General features: G+C 66.4%; 16 protein-coding genes. 10 read left to right on the top strand and 6 right to left on the bottom strand.

Going from position 1 to position 18,350, the window contains the following annotated elements:
- Positions 1-6: 6 nt before the first annotated feature.
- Positions 7-1,587, top strand: a complete 1,581-nt coding sequence (locus ACMV_RS05785; protein WP_013639835.1) for a peptide chain release factor 3 — start codon at positions 7-9, stop codon at positions 1,585-1,587.
- Between the two features lie 404 nt (positions 1,588-1,991).
- Here the strand turns inward: ACMV_RS05785 and ACMV_RS05780 are convergent, their stop codons facing one another.
- The 4 genes from ACMV_RS05780 to ACMV_RS05765 all read right to left on the bottom strand — a co-directional run bounded on the left by ACMV_RS05780 (position 1,992) and on the right by ACMV_RS05765 (position 5,559).
- Positions 1,992-3,185: an IS91 family transposase gene (locus ACMV_RS05780; protein WP_013639834.1), complete on the bottom strand. Its 1,194-nt coding sequence runs from the start codon at positions 3,183-3,185 to the stop codon at positions 1,992-1,994.
- Between the two features lie 4 nt (positions 3,186-3,189).
- Complete coding sequence (locus ACMV_RS05775) at positions 3,190-4,047, bottom strand: tyrosine-type recombinase/integrase (RefSeq protein ID WP_231295272.1); 858 nt, start codon at positions 4,045-4,047, stop codon at positions 3,190-3,192.
- Positions 4,048-4,322: 275 nt separating this feature from the next.
- Positions 4,323-4,739, bottom strand: coding sequence for a hypothetical protein (locus ACMV_RS05770; RefSeq protein ID WP_013639833.1), 417 nt, complete (start codon positions 4,737-4,739; stop codon positions 4,323-4,325).
- A 124-nt stretch (positions 4,740-4,863) separates the two neighbouring features.
- Positions 4,864-5,559, bottom strand: coding sequence for a PEP-CTERM sorting domain-containing protein (locus ACMV_RS05765; RefSeq protein ID WP_013639832.1), 696 nt, complete (start codon positions 5,557-5,559; stop codon positions 4,864-4,866).
- A gap of 314 nt (positions 5,560-5,873) precedes the next feature.
- On the opposite strand from ACMV_RS05765, the gene ACMV_RS05760 reads away from it, so the two are divergent.
- From ACMV_RS05760 to kdpC, 7 genes are all read left to right on the top strand, one after another.
- Positions 5,874-6,491, top strand: coding sequence for a hypothetical protein (locus tag ACMV_RS05760; RefSeq protein ID WP_013639831.1), 618 nt, complete (start codon positions 5,874-5,876; stop codon positions 6,489-6,491).
- A gap of 76 nt (positions 6,492-6,567) precedes the next feature.
- Entirely contained in the window at positions 6,568-8,127 is a 1,560-nt protein-coding gene (locus ACMV_RS05755; protein ID WP_007421354.1) for a lysine--tRNA ligase, read from the top strand.
- Between the two features lie 152 nt (positions 8,128-8,279).
- Positions 8,280-8,474, top strand: a complete 195-nt coding sequence (locus tag ACMV_RS21285; RefSeq protein WP_013639830.1) for a potassium-transporting ATPase subunit F — start codon at positions 8,280-8,282, stop codon at positions 8,472-8,474.
- Between the two features lie 5 nt (positions 8,475-8,479).
- Positions 8,480-8,620, top strand: a complete 141-nt coding sequence (locus ACMV_RS20775) for a hypothetical protein (protein ID WP_154653532.1) — start codon at positions 8,480-8,482, stop codon at positions 8,618-8,620.
- A 21-nt stretch (positions 8,621-8,641) separates the two neighbouring features.
- Complete coding sequence (kdpA, locus tag ACMV_RS05750; protein ID WP_011941712.1) at positions 8,642-10,339, top strand: potassium-transporting ATPase subunit KdpA; 1,698 nt, start codon at positions 8,642-8,644, stop codon at positions 10,337-10,339.
- Positions 10,340-10,350: 11 nt separating this feature from the next.
- Positions 10,351-12,387, top strand: a complete 2,037-nt coding sequence (gene kdpB / locus ACMV_RS05745; protein ID WP_013639829.1) for a potassium-transporting ATPase subunit KdpB — start codon at positions 10,351-10,353, stop codon at positions 12,385-12,387.
- Positions 12,388-12,402: 15 nt separating this feature from the next.
- The gene (kdpC, locus tag ACMV_RS05740; protein WP_007425088.1) at positions 12,403-13,002 is read left to right on the top strand and encodes a potassium-transporting ATPase subunit KdpC; all 600 of its coding nucleotides are present in this window, start codon (positions 12,403-12,405) and stop codon (positions 13,000-13,002) included.
- Between the two features lie 321 nt (positions 13,003-13,323).
- Here the strand turns inward: kdpC and ACMV_RS21140 are convergent, their stop codons facing one another.
- The gene (locus ACMV_RS21140; RefSeq protein WP_172637324.1) at positions 13,324-13,641 is read right to left on the bottom strand and encodes a hypothetical protein; all 318 of its coding nucleotides are present in this window, start codon (positions 13,639-13,641) and stop codon (positions 13,324-13,326) included.
- A 477-nt stretch (positions 13,642-14,118) separates the two neighbouring features.
- Between ACMV_RS21140 and ACMV_RS05735 the strand changes: the two genes are divergently transcribed.
- Positions 14,119-16,722, top strand: coding sequence for a sensor histidine kinase (locus tag ACMV_RS05735; protein WP_013639826.1), 2,604 nt, complete (start codon positions 14,119-14,121; stop codon positions 16,720-16,722).
- Positions 16,719-17,414: a response regulator gene (locus tag ACMV_RS05730; protein WP_013639825.1), complete on the top strand. Its 696-nt coding sequence runs from the start codon at positions 16,719-16,721 to the stop codon at positions 17,412-17,414. The genes ACMV_RS05735 and ACMV_RS05730 overlap by 4 nt, the downstream gene beginning before the upstream one ends.
- On the opposite strand, the gene ACMV_RS05725 is transcribed toward ACMV_RS05730, so the two are convergent.
- On the bottom strand, positions 17,399-18,331 hold the full coding sequence (locus ACMV_RS05725; RefSeq protein ID WP_231844492.1) for a LysR substrate-binding domain-containing protein: 933 nt from the start codon (positions 18,329-18,331) through the stop codon (positions 17,399-17,401). The two genes, ACMV_RS05730 and ACMV_RS05725, sit on opposite strands and share 16 nt — an antisense overlap.
- Positions 18,332-18,350: the final 19 nt, after the last annotated feature.

Genomic DNA, 18,350 nt, shown 5'->3' with positions numbered 1-18,350 from the left:
CTGGGCATGAGTGACGAATTGACAACGCTCGCGCAGGACGCTTCCCCCGCCAGCACCGGCGCCTTCCCCCGCCGCACCTTCGCGATCATCTCCCACCCCGACGCCGGCAAGACCACCCTCACCGAGAAGCTCCTCCTCTTCGGCGGCGCCATCCGCGAGGCCGGCATGGTCAAGGCCCGCCGCGAGCGCCGCAACACCCGCTCGGACTGGATGGCCATCGAACGCCAGCGCGGCATCTCCGTCACCTCCTCGGTCATGACCTTCACCTGGCACGACGTCGTCTTCAACCTGCTCGACACGCCAGGCCACCAGGACTTCTCCGAAGACACCTACCGCACCCTCACCGCGGTCGACGCCGCCGTCATGGTCATCGACGCCGCCCGCGGCATCGAGGCCCAGACCCTCAAGCTCTTCGAGGTCTGCCGCCTGCGCGACATCCCGATCATCACCTTCGTCAACAAGATCGACCGCGAAGGCCAGGACCCGTTTTCGCTCCTCGACGAAATCGCGAACACCCTGGCGCTCGACGTCTGCCCCCTCGTCTGGCCCGTCGGCATGGGCGGCCTCTTCCGCGGCTGCTGGGACATCCGCGCCAACCGCCCCATCGGCCGCGTCGCCCCGGATGGCGAACCCGCCGAACCCGTCACCATCCCCGACGACCAGATGGCCGACCTGCGCGATGCCGTCGAACTCGCCGGCGCCTACCCCGCCTTCGACCGCGAAGCCTTCCTCGCCGGCCACCTCACCCCCGTCGTCTTCGGCACCGCGCTGAAGGATTACGGCGTCCTCGAACTCCTCTCCCTCCTCGCCGAACACGCCCCGCCGCCCACCACCCAGCGCGCCGAACCCCACCCCGTCCGCGCGGATCAAAAATCCGTCACCGGCTTCGTCTTCAAGGTCCAGGCCAACATGGACCCCAACCACCGCGACCGCATCGCCTTCACCCGCATCTGCTCGGGCCGCTTCCAGCGCGGCATGAAACTGCTCCACGTCCGCACCGGCAAGCCGATGGCCATCCAGGCCCCGATCTTCTTCTTCGCCCAGGACCGCTCCCTCGCCGAGGAAGCCTTCCCCGGCGACATCATCGGCATCCCCAACCACGGCTCGCTGCGCGTGGGCGACACGCTGACCGAAGGCGAAACCCTCCGCTTCACCGGCATCCCGAGCTTCGCCCCCGAAATCCTCCGCCGCGTCGTCCTGACCGACCCGATGAAAGCCAAGCAGCTCCGCCGCGCCCTCGAAGACCTCGCCGAGGAAGGTGTCGCCCAGGTCTTCCGCCCGATGCTGGGTGCTGACTGGATCGTCGGCGTCGTCGGCGCCCTCCAGCTCGACGTCCTGCAAGCCCGCATCGACGCCGAATACAAGATCCCCATCCGCTTCGAACCCGCCCCCTACGTCACCGCCCGCTGGATTTCCTGCCCCGACCCCAAGCGCCTGAAAGACTTCATCGAAGCCAACCAGTCCACCCTCGGCCACGACCGCGACGACTCCCCCGTCTTCCTCGCCCGCGACACCTTCTCGCTCCGCTTCACCGCCGAACGCTGGCCCGAAATCACATTCGCCACCACCCACCAATCCGCCTCATAGTTTTGCACCTCCCCCGGCTGCGCCGGGGGAGGAGAATTAAAGCGCTCGAATAGCGGTAAGCGAGCCAGACGCGACATAAGCAGCGTGCCGGTAAAGTCCTCTGTGGTGAAGGTTTTCGGATGCCTGCGGGCGTACGAAAACCGCCCAAGCACGAACCCGCGGTGAGCGGGCGCTAGTCTATGGGGAATTTGATTTTCGGCTGAGGCTGGGGATGGTTGCGTGGTCCCTGAGTAGGGGCCGGCGTGGAGTCTGGTTCCGCCATTGGCGGCTGGCACGGCGATTTCGCGTTCTGGGATGATGGTTGAGAGTGATTATGGGATCGCGGGTGATAGGCTTGGGCACAAGGGGAAGCGTTGACCGAAGCGCGGTTGCTGCGGTGTGCGTGTAGTTCGATCGGCGCCGGGTCACGATGAATTTCTCCCGGTTGACGTCGTGGGACACGGCGGCGCCCTGGGCTGACACCAGCGGGCGAACGTCTCGACGATGACCATGTGGCCGCCGCAGCAGGGGCACGGCGGACGAACATCGCGAGGCTCATCGGGCTCATCGTTGTTGGAGGGCGGCGCGGCGGCGAGGAGTTCTCGGGCGCGCACGAGATTGGGTTTGCGCGCCGTGGCGGAGAGCAAGCCGTAGTGGCGGATGCGGTGGAAGCCGCGTGGCAGGACGTGGATCAGAAAGCGGCGGATGAACTCGTCGGCGGCGAGCGTCATAGCCTGGTGGCGGTCGGCGCCATCGCGACGATAATCCTTGTAGCGGAAGATGACGCTGGCTTCGTCAAAGGCGAGCAGCCGCCGGTTCGAGATGGCGATGCGGTGGGTATAGCGCGAGAGATAGGCAAGCACCGCTGCGGGGCCGCTGAAGGGCGGCTTAGCGTAAACCACCCAGCGTTTGCTGCGGACCGGCGAGAGGTGGCGCAGAAAGGTGCGCCGGTCGGCGAGTGGTGCGAGGTCGCCAAAGAAGGCAAGCCGTCCTTGATCGTGGAGCGCGATCAGGCCGGTGATGAACAGGCGGCGGAACAACTTGCCCAGGACGCGCACCGGCACGAGGAAGGCCGGCCGCGAGGAGATCCAGCGCTCACCGTCGAGCGAGATGCCGCCGCCCGGCACGATCATGTGCACGTGTGGGTGGTGGGTCAGTGCCGACCCCCATGTATGGAGCACGGCGGTGATGCCGATCCGTGCGCCCAGATGCCGGGGATCGGCGGCAATCGTCAGCATCGTCTTGGCCGCGGCGTGGAACAGCAGGTCATAGACGGCAGCCTTGTTGTGGAAGGCGATGTCGGCGATCGCGGCCGGCACGGTGAAGACGACATGGAAATATCCAACCGGCAGCAGGTCGGCCTCGCGCGCGGCGAGCCAGGTGCGCGCGGCGGCACCCTGGCACTTTGGGCAGTGCCGGTTGCGGCAGCTGTTATAAGCGATCCGTCGATGGCCGCAGTCCTCGCAGGCTTCGACATGACCGCCCAGGGCGGCGGTGCGGCAATTCTCGATCGCCGACATGACCTTGAGCTGATGCAGGCTCAGCTGCCCGGCATGGCTGGCCCGATAAGCGGGGCCGGCGACGCGGAAGATATCGGCGACCTCGAGCGAGGCGTCCACCGCCTCAGCCGGTGGATGCCTTGCCCTCCATCAGTGACGCCAAACGCTCGAGTGGACTGGTGACCGAGCGTATCGTCTTGGTCGCCACACGCGCGTAGAGCGCGGTCGTATCGAGCTTGCTGTGCCCCAGCAGCACCTGGATCACGCGGATATCGACGTCCTGCTCCAGAAGATGGGTCGCGAAGCTATGGCGCAGCGTGTGGGGCGAGACCCGCTTCCGGATCCCGGCCGCTTCCGCGGCCTCATGAACCGCGCGGTTGATCTGTCGCGTCGAGACCGGATCGGCGGCACTGCGTCCGGGGAACAGCCAGCCATGGGGCAGCATGACGCCACGGCGTTTGCCTTCCGTCCACCACAACCGCAACAGGGCGAGCAGCTGGGGTGAAAGCATGGCGTTGCGGTCCTTGCGGCCCTTGCCCTGCTCGACCCTGATCAGCATCCGCGTGCTGTCGATATCGTCGACCTTGAGGCTTGCCACCTCCGACACGCGCAGGCCGGCGCCATAGGCGGTACCGAGAATGGCCTTGTACTTGATGCCGGGGGCAGCCTCGAGCAGCCGGCCGACCTCATCGACACTCAGCACATCCGGCAATTTGCGAGGCGAGCGCGCCAAGACCAGGCGCCGCGACAGGTCCGGCCGATCGAGCGTCACCGTGAAGAAAAACCGTAGCGCCGAAACCGAGCAGTTGATCGTCGGCGGTTGCACCCCGCTCTCGTGCTGGTGAACCTGAAAGCGACGGATATCCTCAGCTGTCGCCGTGTCCGGCGGCCGCCTGAGGAATGCCGCGAAGCTCTGAACAAAGCGAATATAGTCCCGCTGCGTGGCCGATCGCAGGCCGCGCATCGCCATATCTTCGAGCATGCGCTGCCGGAGCGCGCTGACAGGCCGTTCGATAGGTGAAACTGGCATCGGAGGTTCCTCTTAAAATGAAGGGAACCCCATGCTGAGAAGCCTACCGCCCCGCGCTCAAGACCTCATCGAAATGTGCCGCTTCAACCCCAGCCCTATTCCCGCGAAGCGGGTTCGTGCATGGGCGCTAAGCAGAAGCTCATAACACCAATCGTCAATGACCGATTTATCGCTACCAACGACTATCTGATCCCGCATCAAACCTTACAACGCAGAGCGATACCGCCTTACCGCCCGCAATAACTGAAAATAAGATACCCTGAAATTGACCGCTGATCGTATTCGACGTCGATCTCTCCCCACGGAAATGTCGCCGGCAGCTTCCGTTGCAGCCTTGTCTCCATCTCCGCCTTGAGCGCTGCGGTCCATTGCTGCTCATACTCAGGATCGACCGTGAGCCAGGTTCGATCCGTGATCCGCGACAGCGACGCCCGTATCAGCCGCCCATCGGTGAAATACACGACCGCAATCCAATCCCGCCCCTCGAACGAGACAGGCTTCAGCACATACGACCGGTGCGGATCGTTGCGGACAAACTCCCGCGCACCCGCCCCGCACGGCGACGCCCGGAACGCCGCCTCCGTCAGCCCCGGCCCGATCCGCTCCGTCGCGGAAATCGGAACAATGCCCGCCTCCAGCGTCATGGCCCCCACCGTAATCGTCCCGCCCACCAAATGGTGGCGCGGAAACCCGCCGCAACGCCAAACGCAAACGGCCGGATCGGTAATCTCCGATCCGGCCGCGCTCAGGCGCTCGGTGGCGCGATCGTCAGGCCTTGCGGCGCCGACGCGTGCTGATCAGCCCGAGGCCGAGAAGACCGGTCCCCAGCAGCGCGAGCGAGCCGGGCTCCGGAACCTTCGTCGCGTCCATGGTCAGCTGCGCCGGCGCGCCATTGGCCTCCACATAAAGAATCTGGAACGCCCCGGTCGGCAGGCTGTAGCTGTAGGGGTTGGTGGCGGTCTGCGGGTTCGCCTGGCCGGCAACCAGTTTCGTCAGGTTGTCGGTGTAAAGGCTCGACCCATCGTCGCTGTTGATCGAACCGGCATAGATCGGCTGGGAGAGATATCCCTGGATTTCAAAGACGGTCGTCAGATTAAACCCGCTCGAGCTCATCTTGGTATTGAGAGTCGTTGCGCCGTTGAAGAATGTGACGGAGGACAGGGTGCCGCCGTACTGCAGGAAGCTCTGAATATTGCCATACCCGTTATTGGCGCCTGACCCCTGATACAGGTTGAGAGGGCCCGTATAGGTGAGGTTCGCGATCTTGTCGTTGCTATTGTTGAAAATCGTGTTGCTCGTATTGGCGAGCTGCGACGGATCGGTGCTCGAACCGGGGTTGGGATTGTATCCCTGCCACACGGTGATGTTGTACGTCCCGCTGACCGGCGTCGCATGGGCCGTGGCCACGCCCGCGAGGCTGATCGCGCCGCAGGCCACAGCCCCGAGCAGGGCAGCCCTGAGCATCCCCGACCCGTTCCGTTTGTGTTGCATCCGTTTATTCCTTTGCCTGTGGGACCAAAATGTCCCGGTCTCGTTCGTGAAGCGGCCTGGCGGCGCCAATGCCAACGTTCGTTTCGAGAGCAAAAATCATGCCGACAAAATAAAATAAATGATTTCAATGGGATAAAGTTTCGGTCGCCGCAATGTGTAAAGTTTTCCGACACTTTGTCCGGAGACGACATCGAAAAAGCCGGGAGCCGTCCCGAAATCCGGCAGGCGGCTGATCCGCCGGCGCAACCTCCTTGCCCACCCCCGGCCGGTCATGCTTGTTAGCGGGAATGACGGCCGCCGCCCCCGCATCGCCCGGCTTCCTGCTCCGCTTCGCCGGCTTCATCGCCGCGCTCTGCGCCTGCGTCGCGGCGGAGGGCGTGCGCCACCGGCGCGGCAGCCTCACCATCCTCGCCTGGACCCGCCTGCGCCGCCTCTGCGCCCGCCTCGAAGCCCTTGCCACCAGGCCGCGAGCCCCGGCGCGCCGCCGCCCCGGCCGCCCCGGCCGCTCCGGCCCGCCGCACGGTCTCCCGCGCGCCCATGGCTGGCTCCGCCGCGCCTTTCCCGCCACCGCATCCCTCGCCCCGCAACTCCGCGCCCTGCTCGATGCGCCGGACATGCAGGCCTTCATCGCCGCCACCCCCGCCGCCGGCCGCATCCTCCGCCCGCTCTGCCACACCATCGGCATCGCCCCGCCGCCCGCCCTCGCGCTGCCGCCGAAACCGCGCCCACCCCGCGCCGCACAAATGGCCGCAACGCCCGACCCGCCGCCCGATCCGGCACCCGGCCCGGCGCCCGGCCCGACGCCCCATCCGCCGCCGCCCGAACGCCCCGGCGCGCCGCGCGGCGCCGTCTGGCTCCGCCCGCCCGATCCCCCGCTCCGAACCCGCTTCTTTCCCCGGTCCTGACAAGCCGGCGCGCTTGCGCGCCCGGCCCCCGACCCATGCGTTTGACCCGGTCGCCCGCCGACCCTAAACGCAAATCATGACAAAGTCCGAAGCCGATACCCCCACGAGCTGGCCCTTCCGCGAAGCCGAACGCGTCGTCCATCGCCTGCACAAATCGGGGAAATCCACGGCCCTGTTCGAAACCGGCTACGGCCCCTCCGGCCTGCCGCATATCGGCACCTTCATGGAGGTCGCCCGCACCTCCTGGATCAGGCTCGCCTTCACCAGGCTCACCGGCCTGCCCTCGAAGCTGCTCGCCTTCTCCGATGACATGGACGCCCTGCGCAAAGTCCCCGGCAACGTCCCGCAACAGGACATGCTCCGCGAGTTCATCGGCCAGCCGCTCACCCGCGTGCCCGACCCCTTCGGCACCCACCCGAGCTTCGGCGCCCACAACAACGCCCGCCTGCAAGCCTTCCTCGATTCCTTCGGTTTCGAATACGAATTCGCCTCCTCCACCGAATACTACACCTCCGGCCGCTTCAACGACGCCCTCCGCGCCGTGGCGGCCAAGCACGATGTCATCCGCGACATCATCCGCCCCACCCTCGGCCCCGAGCGCCGGGCCACCTACTCGCCCATCCTCCCGCTGCACCCGCGCACCGGCCAGGTCATGCAGGTCGCCATCGACGAGGTCGATGTCGATGCGGCGAGCGTCACCTGGCGCGATCCCGAAACCGGCATCCTCCACGAAACCTCGATCCTCGATGGCGGCGCCAAGCTGCAATGGAAGGCCGACTGGGCGATGCGCTGGTTCGCCCTCGGCGTGGACTACGAAATGTCCGGCAAGGACCTGATCGATTCCGTCCGCCTCTCCAGCGCCATCGTCCGCGCCCTGGGCGGCGAGCCCCCCGAGAGCTTCACCTACGAACTCTTCCTCGACGAGCACGGCCAGAAGATCAGCAAGTCGAAGGGCAACGGCCTCTCGGTCGAGGAATGGCTGACCTACGCCCCGGCCGAAAGCCTCGGTCAGTTCATGTTCGCCTCGCCCCAGCGGGCCAAGCGCCTGTATTTCGACGTGATTCCCCGTGCCACCGACGAATACCTCGCCAACCAGGACAATCTCCGCGAGGGCAAGGGCAGGGCGGAGGACAATCCCGCCTGGTTCATCCATGGCGGCGAGATCCCCACGGCCTCCAGCAGTCCGATCCCCTTCGCCATGCTTCTCAACCTCGCCTCGGTGGTCAACGCCGAAACCCCCGACCTGCTCTGGGGCTTCATCCGGGCCTACCGGCCGGAAGCGTCCCCGGAATCGGCCCCCTTCCTCGCCCGCCTGGTCGATTTCGCGGTGCGCTACTATCAGGACTTCATCAAGCCCGCGAAACAGTATCGCAGCCCTACCGAGCTGGAACGCACGGCCCTGCTCGACCTCGCCGACGGTCTGAAATCCATCCCCGACAACGCCGATGCCGAGGCCCTGCAGAACCTGCTCTACGATGTCGGCAAGCGCCATCCCTTCGCCAGCCTGCGGGAGTGGTTCGGCTGCCTCTACCAGGTCCTGCTCGGCCAGACCGAGGGCCCCCGCTTCGGCGGCTTCATCGCGCTTTACGGCATCGCCCCCACCATCGCCCTGATCGAACAGGGCCTCGCCCGCTGACCCTTCGCCGCGCGGGCGGCCAAAACCACCCGCGCGGCCCGGATCTATACATTTTCTATACATTCCAGCCGGAATTTGGTCTGGAATCTTTACGATCCTGCCAGCCATTATCCCGAACACAGTCAGTCGCCTGATCGTCAGGCGCATTCGGGATGACCCATCATGGCGGACCTTCTTACGCTCGTTCTTGCCTTCGCGATCTTCGGCCTCTTCCTGCTCTACGTGAACGCCTGCGAGAAGATCTGACGAAAGCCGGATCGATGATCGACCTCATTCTCTCCGGCATCGCCGCCCTGCTGATCCTCGTCTATCTCGTCTGGGCCCTCCTGCGGCCCGAGGATTTCTGAACGCCATGCATGTGGCGGCAAACATCTCCGGCCTGATCGCCGATGCCCTGATCTGCATCGGCAGTGCCCTCGCCATCGTCCTCGTCATCCTGTGGATGTGGCAGGTGGCACGCCAGGTTCTTCACCGGCATCCCCCCGAACAATAGCGTCTCCGAACGGAAACCCCCATGACCTTGCACGGAATAGGGTTCATCGCCCTCGCGCTCGCCCTCGTCTTCGGCGCGGCCTTTCCGCTGGGCGCCTATCTCGCCCGACTTTATCGCGGCGAGCTGCGATTCCTCGCGGCGATCGAAGCGCCGATCTATCGCCTTTGCGGCATTGATCCCCAGCGCCAGATGGCCTGGGGCGCCTATGCGGTGGGCCTGCTGTTGCTCAGCCTGATCCACTTCCTGCTGCTCTACGCGATTCTCCGGCTCCAGTATTTCCTGCCCTTCAACCCCGAACACATCAGGGGCATGAGTCCGAAGCTCGCCTTCAACACGGCAGTCTCCTTCACCACCAATACCAACTGGCAGGCCTACGCGCCCGAGAGCCAGATTTCCTATGGCGCGCAGATGTTCGGCCTCGCGGTGCATAATTTTCTCTCCGCGGCAGCCGGGCTTGCCGCGGCGGCGGCGCTCATGCGCGCCTTCGCGGGCGGCGGCATTCGCACGCTCGGCAATTTCTACGTCGATCTCGTCCGGATCACCCTGTATCTCCTGCTGCCGATCGCCGTAGTCGCCGCACTGTTCCTGATCGGCTCCGGCGTGCCGATGACGCTTGCTCCCTATGCCCATGTCCATGCCCTCGCGGGCGGGATGCAGACCATCGCCCGCGGGCCGGTGGCGTTGCAGGAGGCGATCAAGGAACTGGGCACCAACGGCGGTGGGTTCTTCAACGCCAACTCGGCGCATCCGTTCGAAAATCCGACGGCCTGGACGAACCTTCTGGAAATCTGGCTCATCCTGGTCATCGGCTTCGCGCTGCCGATCGCCTTCGGCCATGTGGCGGGGCGGCGGCGCGACGGGCGGGCGCTGTTCGCCGTGATGGCGGTGATCCTCGCGTGCGGCATGGTGGGCGCCTATGCGGCGGAGGCGGCGAACAATCCGATCCTCGTCCATGCCGGCCTCGCGGCGCATCCCGGCAACATGGTGGGCAAGGAGGTGCGCTTCGGCGTGGCGCAGTCGACCACGTTCAACATCGCGGCGACCGGGACCTCGACCGGCGCGGTCAATTCGTTCACCGACAGCTATCTCCCGCTCGGCGGGCTGACGGCCCTGTTCATGATGCAACTGGGCGAGATCGCACCCGGCGGCGTCGGCTCGGGGCTTTACGGCATCGTTCTCTTCGCGCTGCTCGCGGTGTTCGTCGCGGGGCTGATGGTCGGCCGGACGCCGGAATATCTCGGCAAGAAGATCGAGGCGCGGGAGATGAAGCTCGCGATGCTGGCAATTCTGGTGCAGACCCTGTTCATCCTGGCCGGAGCGGGTTTCTCGCTGCTGACCAAATCGGGGCTGGCATCGCTTGCCAATGCGGGGCCGCACGGTCTCTCCGAAATGCTCTATGGCTGGACTTCGGCCACCGAAAATAACGGCAGCGCCTTTGCGGGCCTTTCGGCCAACACGATGCTGCTCGATTACGGGCTGGGCCTCGCCATGCTGTTCGGCCGGTTCGCGGTGATGATCCCGGTGCTCGCGATCGCCGGATCGCTCGGCGCCAAGCCGAGGCTGCCGCATTCGGAGGGCACGTTTCCGACCGATGGGCCTCTGTTCATCGGCCTGCTGATCGGCGTCATCGTCATCCTGGTCGGGCTGCAGTTCATGCCGGCCGACCTGCTCGGCCCGATCGTCGAACATTACCTGCTGCTCGCCGGCAAGACCTTCTGAGGAGCGCTGACATGTCCCGCAAAGCCGAGACGATCGGGCTGTTCGATCGCGATATCCTGATCCGCGCGATACGCGATGCCTTCGCCAAGATGAACCCGCGGACGCTGATCCGCAATCCGGTGATCTTCGTGACCGAGATCATCGCCCTGCTGACGACGTTCGTCGGCATTCGCGAAATGGTTTCAGGCCAAGCCTGGGCTTTCTCGATCGTCATCGCGATCTGGCTGTGGATCACGGTGCTGTTCGCGACCTTCGCCGAGGCGGTCGCGGAAGGGCGCGGACGGGTGCGGGCCGAGAGCCTGCGGCGGGCGCGCAGCGACACGATGGCGAAGCGGCTGGATGATCCGGCGGATCGCGCCGCGTTCACCCTGGTGCCGGCGCCGCAGTTGCGGCGGGAGGATCTCGTGCTCGTCGAGGCCGGGGACCTGGTTCCCGCCGATGGGGAAATCGTCGAGGGTATCGCGAGCGTCAACGAAAGTGCGGTGACCGGCGAGTCCGCTCCCGTCATCCGCGAGGCGGGCGGCGACCGCTCGGCGGTGACGGGCGGCACCGAGCTCGTGTCGGACTGGCTGGTCGTCCGCGTCACCTCCGAGCCGGGCTCGAGCTTTCTCGACCGGATGATCGCCCTGGTCGAGGGGGCGGCGCGGCGGAAGACGCCCAACGAGATCGCGCTCGACATCCTGCTCGCCGGCTTGACCATCGTGTTCGTGATCGTGGTCGTCACGCTGCCCGGCTTCGCAGCCTATTCGCACACGCGGCTCGGCATCGCCGAACTCGCGGCGCTGTTCGTCTGCCTGATCCCGACCACGATCGGCGGTCTGCTCTCGGCGATCGGCATCGCCGGGATGGACCGGCTGGTGCGCTTCAACGTGATCGCGACCTCGGGCCGCGCCGTCGAGGCGGCCGGCGATGTCGACACGCTGCTGCTCGACAAGACCGGGACCATCACCTTCGGCAACCGCATGGCCTCTGCGTTCCATCCGGTGCCGGGTGTGGATGTGCGGCGCATGGCCGAGGCCGCCGCCTGCGCCTCGCTCGGCGACGAGACGCCGGAGGGGCGGTCGATCGTGCGGCTGGCGCGGGAGGAATTCGGCGTCGATCCGGTGCTGCCGGACGGGGCGGAAATCGTGAAGTTCAGCGCGAACACAAGGCTTTCGGGCATCGATGCCGGCGAGCGGCACTGGCGCAAGGGGGCCGTGGACTCGATCCTCGACCTGGTGGGCGGCGCCGCGCCGGACGCCTTCGGCGCGGCGGTGGACCGCATCGCGCGCGCCGGCGGCACGCCGCTCGGCCTGATGGCAGAGGGCGCGCTGCTCGGCGTCATCGAGCTGAAGGACATCGTCAAGCCGGGGATCCGGGAGCGGTTCGAGGCGCTGCGGCGGATCGGCATCCGCACCGTCATGGTCACCGGAGATAACAGGGTGACAGCGAGCGTGATCGCCGCCGAGGCCGGTGTGGACGACGTGATCGCGCAGGCGACGCCGGAGGACAAGCTCGGCTATATCCGCAAGGCGCAGGCCGAGGGACGGCTGGTCGCGATGTGCGGCGACGGCACCAACGACGCGCCGGCGCTGGCGCAGGCTGATGTCGGTGTCGCGATGCAGACCGGCACGCAGGCGGCGCGCGAGGCGGGCAACATGGTCGATCTCGACAGCGATCCGACCAAGCTGATCGAGATCGTCCAGATCGGCAAGCAGCTGCTGATCACCCGTGGCGCGCTGACGACGTTCTCGATCGCCAACGACATCGCGAAATACTTCGCGATCCTGCCGGCGATCTTCGCAGCGAGCTACCCGCAGCTCGGCGCCCTCAACATCATGGCCCTGGCCTCGCCGGAAAGCGCCATTCTCTCGGCGGTGATCTTCAATGCGCTGGTCATCGTCGTGCTGGTGCCGCTGGCGTTGCGCGGCGTTGCCTTCCGGCCGATGGGGGCGGCGGCGCTGCTGCGGCGCAACCTGCTGATCTACGGGCTTGGCGGCATCGTCACGCCGTTCGTCGGGATCAAGGTGATCGACCTGATCCTGAACAGTTTCCACATCTTCAGCTGATCGAGCGAGACCGTCATGTTGCGCGAACTCCGCCCCGCGTTTTCCCTTGTCGTCCTCTTCACCCTGCTGCTCGGACTGGCAGCACCGCTGGCCGTGACCGGGCTGGCGCAGCTCGTCTTTCCCTTCGAGGCGAATGGCAGCCTGATCCGGGTTCATGGACAGGCGGTCGGCTCGGCGCTGATCGGGCAGGATTTCCGGGGGGCGCAATGGTTCCATTCCCGTCCCTCGGCGCTGACGGGGACGAATGCGAAAGGCCAGACCATACCCACGCCCTATGACGCCTCGGAATCCGGCGCGTCCAATCTCGGGCCGACCAGCAAGGCGCTCGTCGCCCATGTCACCGCGCGGATCGCCGCCTATCGCAAGGCCTATGGTCCGGGGCCGGTGCCGGATGATGCGGCGACCTCGTCGGGGTCGGGGCTCGATCCGGACATTTCGCTGGCGAACGCGCTGCGGCAGGCGCCCGCGGTGGCGCGGGCGCGGGGAATGCCGGCGGCGACGGTCGAGCGCCTGGTGCGCCGCCTCGCGGTGCGGCCGGCGTTCGGCGTGATCGGCACCGCGCATGTCGACGTGCTGCGGCTGAACCTCGCTTTGGCCAGAAACAGCCAGAAATGACGGATTTCATGCTGCGATGCCGGATAAACGGAAAGCCGCCGTGGGCAAGAAAAGACATCAGATGCCGCACGTTCATTCGCTGGAAGTTGTGCCACGTATAACGATGCGGCTTTTCACGGTCTGGGCCATCATGTGGTTGATGGTATTTTCGATAGTCATATTTTATTTGATGAATAGGAAAATTGGCATAGGAGAAAAAAATTTACTGGAGTCAAGCATTTTGCCATGGATTATTGTTTCATCGTCGATATTGATGAGATTGCTTTCGTTGAAAAGGCATATCAACACAAAATTTTTTTCTGATTATCTTTTCAGGATCGTTCAGCCATTTATTTCCATTATGGTTATCGAATATTCAATTTTATTTTTGACAAAATATAAGCCGATTTTTGTTGAAATATTTATTTGCTCGACGGTGTCCATCCTGACAATCATAATAAGTCTTGTTTCTTTAATACTGTTATCATTTTTTTCTTTCAAATTATACGGCGCCGAGCTTCCCAATCCATGGGAGTGATAAATCGAGATCAAATCGTATCGTTCTGGTTGTCGATAAAGGGCTGAATTTTGTTCCTTGGTAAAGCTTGCAAGGCAGCCGCGAAGCAAGAGCCTGAAGGAGGCATCATGATTCGCCACCATTCCGCAGCAGCGCCCCGCCGGCGCAACCTCAACCGGCTGATCGCCGCCTCGTCCGGCGCGGGGCTCTTCACCGATTACGCATTCGGCAAAGGCCCTGCTCGCCGGGCGGATGGGTCGAGTATTTCAGTTCGAACGGCTCCGGGCGCAACCAGGTCACCCGCGTGGTCGAGGCCGGTGTGTTGTTCCGATTCCGCCCTCGGCACAATCGCGGAAAAATGGTGATCAGCAAATCACGTGTCCGGCGGCTATTATCCAGGCTTTGGAACATCATTGTTGCGGCTTGGAGAGAATCGCGCCATCCGCTTTAACCGAGCTGCGTATATTTACCCGCGGCGCGTGGAAACAGGACGTTTGAGCATTTTTGTGAGTATCGATACTCAGGTTGAACCTCACCCTGGCGGGGCGCCGGACGGCGTCAGGCGGCGGGGACCGGCGCCGGGGCTTGCGCGCCTGCCGGAGATGGCGTGATCATCCCGCATGGGATCCGCATCGCCAGAGAACCGGCCCGACCCGGACGCGCTGCTCGCCCGCGCGAACAGTGACGGGCGCGGGCAGCTCAAGATTTTCCTCGGCGCGGCCCCAGGGGTCGGCAAGACGTGGGAAATGCTGGCCGCGGCGCGGCGGCGCTTCGAGACGGGAACGGATGTCGTCGTCGGCCTGGTCGAGACGCACGGGCGCGCCGAAACGGCGGAACAGCTCGCCGACCTGCCGGTGCTGCCGCGGCGGATCGTGCCCTATCGCGGCCGGCTGCTGGAGGAATTCGATCTCGATGCCGCGCTGAAGCGGCGGCCGGCGCTGCTGCTGGTCGACGAGCTTGCGCATGCCAACGCGCCGGGCCTGCGCCATGCCAAGCGCTGGCAGGACGTCGCGGCGCTGCTGGAGGCGGGGATCAATGTCTGGACCACGCTGAACGTCCAGCATCTCGAAAGCCTGAACGACCAGGTGGCGCGGATTACCGGTATCCGGGTGGCGGAAACGCTGCCCGACACGGTGCTCGGCCTTGCCGACGACATCGAGCTGATCGACCTGCCGCCGGAGGAATTGCGGACGCGGCTGAAGCAGGGGCTGGTCTACCGGCCGGATGTCGCGCGGCGGGCGCTGGGCGGCTTCTTCCGGCCGGGGAATCTCGCCGCGCTGCGCGAGATGGCGCTGCGGCGGGTGGCGCAGCATGTCGATCGCGACATCGCCGCCTATATGCGCGCGCAGGCGATCGCAGGTCCCTGGCCTGCGGCGGAGCGGGTGATGGCGGTGGTCGAGGCCGGCGAGGCGGCGGAGCAGGTGGTGCGGCACGCCTCCCGGCTGGCCGAGGCGCTGCGCGCGCCGTTCTTCGCCTTCCATGCCGAGCGGGCGGCGACCGGCATGGCCGTGCAACCGGCGCTCGATCTCGCGATCCAGCTTGGCGGCACCGTCGAGACGACGACAAACGCGGATGTGTTCGCCGCCCTGCTCGATGCGGCGGCGCGGCAGAACGTCGCGCATATCGTGATCGCGCGCGGCCGTGGTCGGTGGCGGTGGCGGCGCGGACTCGCCTCGCGGCTTGCGCGGGGCGCGCGGGCCTATGCGCTGCATGTGGTTCCCGATCCCGCGGCGAGCCGGCCGGCGCCGCCGCATCGCGCGCCGCCGCCGAAGCTGATGCCTTTCGGTATCAGCCTCGGCATCATGATCCTGACGACGATCGGCGGGTTCGCCTTGCGCGGCGTGCTGCCGGCCGAGGCGATGGGGTATGTTTTCACCGCGATCGTCGTCGGCATGGCGAGCCTGTATGGCCGCAGCGTCGGCATCTTCGCGGCGCTGACCGGCTTCGTGCTGTGGAATTTCTTCTTTCTCCCGCCGATCTACACGCTTTCGGTGACCAACCCGCGGGACGTGACCGCGCTGTTCGCGTTTCTCGTCGTCGGCGTGCTGACCGGCTCGCTGGCAGGGCGGGTGCGGGCGGAGGCGGAGACCGCGCGCACGCGGATCGAGGCGCTGCGGCGGATCACGCTGTTCGGCCGCGCGCTGGCGCAGGTTTCGGACGAGGCGGGGCTGGCCGCGGTGGTGGAAGCGGAGGCGCGGGCGCTGGCCGGCGAGGCGGTGCTGCTCCTCGCACGGGACGACGGGCTGCCCCGCGCCGGCGGGTTCGACGAGGCGGCGGTGGCGGCGGCGGAATTCGCCTGGCGCAATCGCGTGGCCACCGGCATGGGCACGACGACGCTGCCCGCATCGGCCTGGCGGTTCCAGCCGCTGGCGACCGAGGCAGGGGCGATCGGCGTGCTCGGCGTGCGGCCCGAGACCCCCCCGGCCGAGCCGGTGATCCAGACGCTCAGCGCGCTCGCCGACCAGGCCGCGCTGGCCGCCGAACGGCTGCGGCTGGCCACCAGCGCGGCGGAGGCGCGGGCGCATGAGTCGACGCAGCGCCTGCGCACGGCGCTGCTCTCCTCGCTCTCGCACGACCTGCGCACGCCGCTGACCGCGATCCGCGGCGCGGCCGAGACGCTGGCGGAAGCGGATGGCGAGCTGCCGGAAGCGACGCGGCGCGACCTGCTGGCCAGCATCGTCGAGGATGTCGGGCGGATGACGCGGTTTCTCGCCAACATCACCGGGATGGCGCGGATCGAGACGGGCGAGATCGTTGCCCGGCACGAGAAGGTGGATCTTGCGCCGGTGGTGGAACACGCGGTGGCGCGGGTGAAGGAGGCGTTCCACACCGCGGTCAACATTCCCGAAGACGCGGCCACGGTGCGCGCCGATCCGGCGCTGCTGGAACAGGTGCTGGTCAATCTGCTGGAGAACGCGGTGAAATACGGGCCCGAGGGCGGGGCGATCTCGGTGTTCGCGCGGCGCGCGGGGGACAGCGTCGTGCTGTCGGTCGCCGATGAGGGGGTGGGAATTCCGCCCGAGGATCTGCCGCATGTGTTCGACAGCTTCTTCCGGGTGGTGCGGGGCGACCGCGTGGCGCCCGGCACGGGGCTGGGGCTGGCGATCGCGCGGGCCTTCGTCGAGGCGATGGGCGGGACGATCGCCGCCGAGAGCCCGCGGCGCGACCTGCCGGCGGACGGGCTGCCGGGAACGATCATCCGCGTGGAGCTGCCGGTGCCATGACCGAGGCGAAGCGGATCGAGACCGGCCGCGTGCTGGTGGTGGATGACGAGCCGCAGATCCACCGCTTCCTCAAGCCGGCGCTGGAGGCGGCGGGATATGTCGTGCTGCGGGCGGAGCGGGGGGCGGAGGCGTTGCGGCTGGCGGCGACGATGGTGCCGGACGTGATCCTGCTCGATCTCGGCCTGCCCGATCTCGACGGCCAGGACGTGATCGTGAAGCTGCGGGAATTCTCGGATGTGCCGGTGATCGTGCTTTCGGCGCGGGACCAGGAGGCGCAGAAGATCGCGGCGTTCGACGCGGGAGCGAACGACTATGTCGAGAAACCCTTCGGCCTCGGCGAGCTGCTCGCGCGCATCCGCAACGCCTTCCGCCTGATCGCGACCGGGCAGGGGGTGCCGACCGAGGCGATCGAGATCGACGGGCTGCGGATCGACGAGGCGGCCCGCAGCGTCAGCCTCGACGGCGCCGAGATCCATTTCACCAAGACCGAATTCCGGATCCTGGCGGCGCTGGCGCGGCATCGCGGCAAGCTGGTGACGCATGACGACATCCTGCGTGCCGGCTGGGGCGGGGTGCATGACTCCGACCGCACCTACATCCGCATCTATATCCGCAACATCCGCCAGAAACTCGGGACGTTCGCGGACCGGCACATCAGGACGCGGCCGGGGCTCGGTTATATCTTCGAGTGAGGCGATGCGGCGAGTTCCTGCTGCAGCCAGGCGGAAAATCGCGAGATCAGCGGATTGGCCTGGCTGGGCTGCGGATAGACGAGGAAATGCGCGAGATAATGCAGGTCGACCGAGCGTCCCCGCAGCGGGGCCACCAGCCGGCCGCCGGCGATCTCGCGTTCGGCCAGCCTGGTTGATTCGAGGGCGACACCGAGTCCGTCGGCCGCCATGCTGATGGCGAGGAAGCTGCGGTCGAAGCGCAGGCCGTGCGGCGCCGGCGTGCTCAGCCCGTTGGCGGCGAACCAGTCGGGCCAGCGCAGCATCTTGTTGTCGCTGTGGATCAGCGTTTCCTGCACCAGATCGGCCGGGCTCGTGATCCGCGCCGCAAGCGCGGGCGCGCAGAGCGGTGTCACGGTTTCCTCGCCGAGGGAAATCCGCACCATGCCGGGCATGACCCGCGCGGTCGGCGCCGCCGCGTAGACGATGTCGGCGTCGAAGGCGCCGTCGCTGAAGCGGGCATAGTCGGTACTCGCGGCGATGCGCACCTCGACCTGCGGGTTCGCCGCGAGAAAGCGTTGCAGCCGCGGCGCGAGCCACTGGGTCGCGAAGCTCGGCGCGACATGCAGGCGCAACAGGCGCGGCGCGCGGGTGGAGACGGCCTGCATGCCCCGCCGCAGCGTGTCGAACGCCTCCGCGACATGGCGCATCAGCGTCTGTCCCTCGGTGGTCATCTCGATCGTCCTGGCCTGTCGCAGGAACAGCCGGACGCCGAGCAGGTCTTCGAGCTTGCGGATCGCGTGGCTCACCGCGCTCGGCGTCAGGTTGAGTTCGGCGGCGGCGGCGCGGAAGGAGCCGGTTCGCCCGGCGGCCTCGAAGGCGCGCAGCATGGACAGCGGAATGGTGTTCAGCATGGCGAAACACAGATGAACCAGATTCACCGATTTATGCAAATTATCC

This window comes from Acidiphilium multivorum AIU301, assembly GCF_000202835.1.
In the GTDB taxonomy this organism is placed as follows: domain Bacteria; phylum Pseudomonadota; class Alphaproteobacteria; order Acetobacterales; family Acetobacteraceae; genus Acidiphilium; species Acidiphilium multivorum.
The sequence above is the reverse complement of the archived record's forward strand: the minus strand, read 5'-3'. Positions and strand labels throughout refer to the sequence as shown.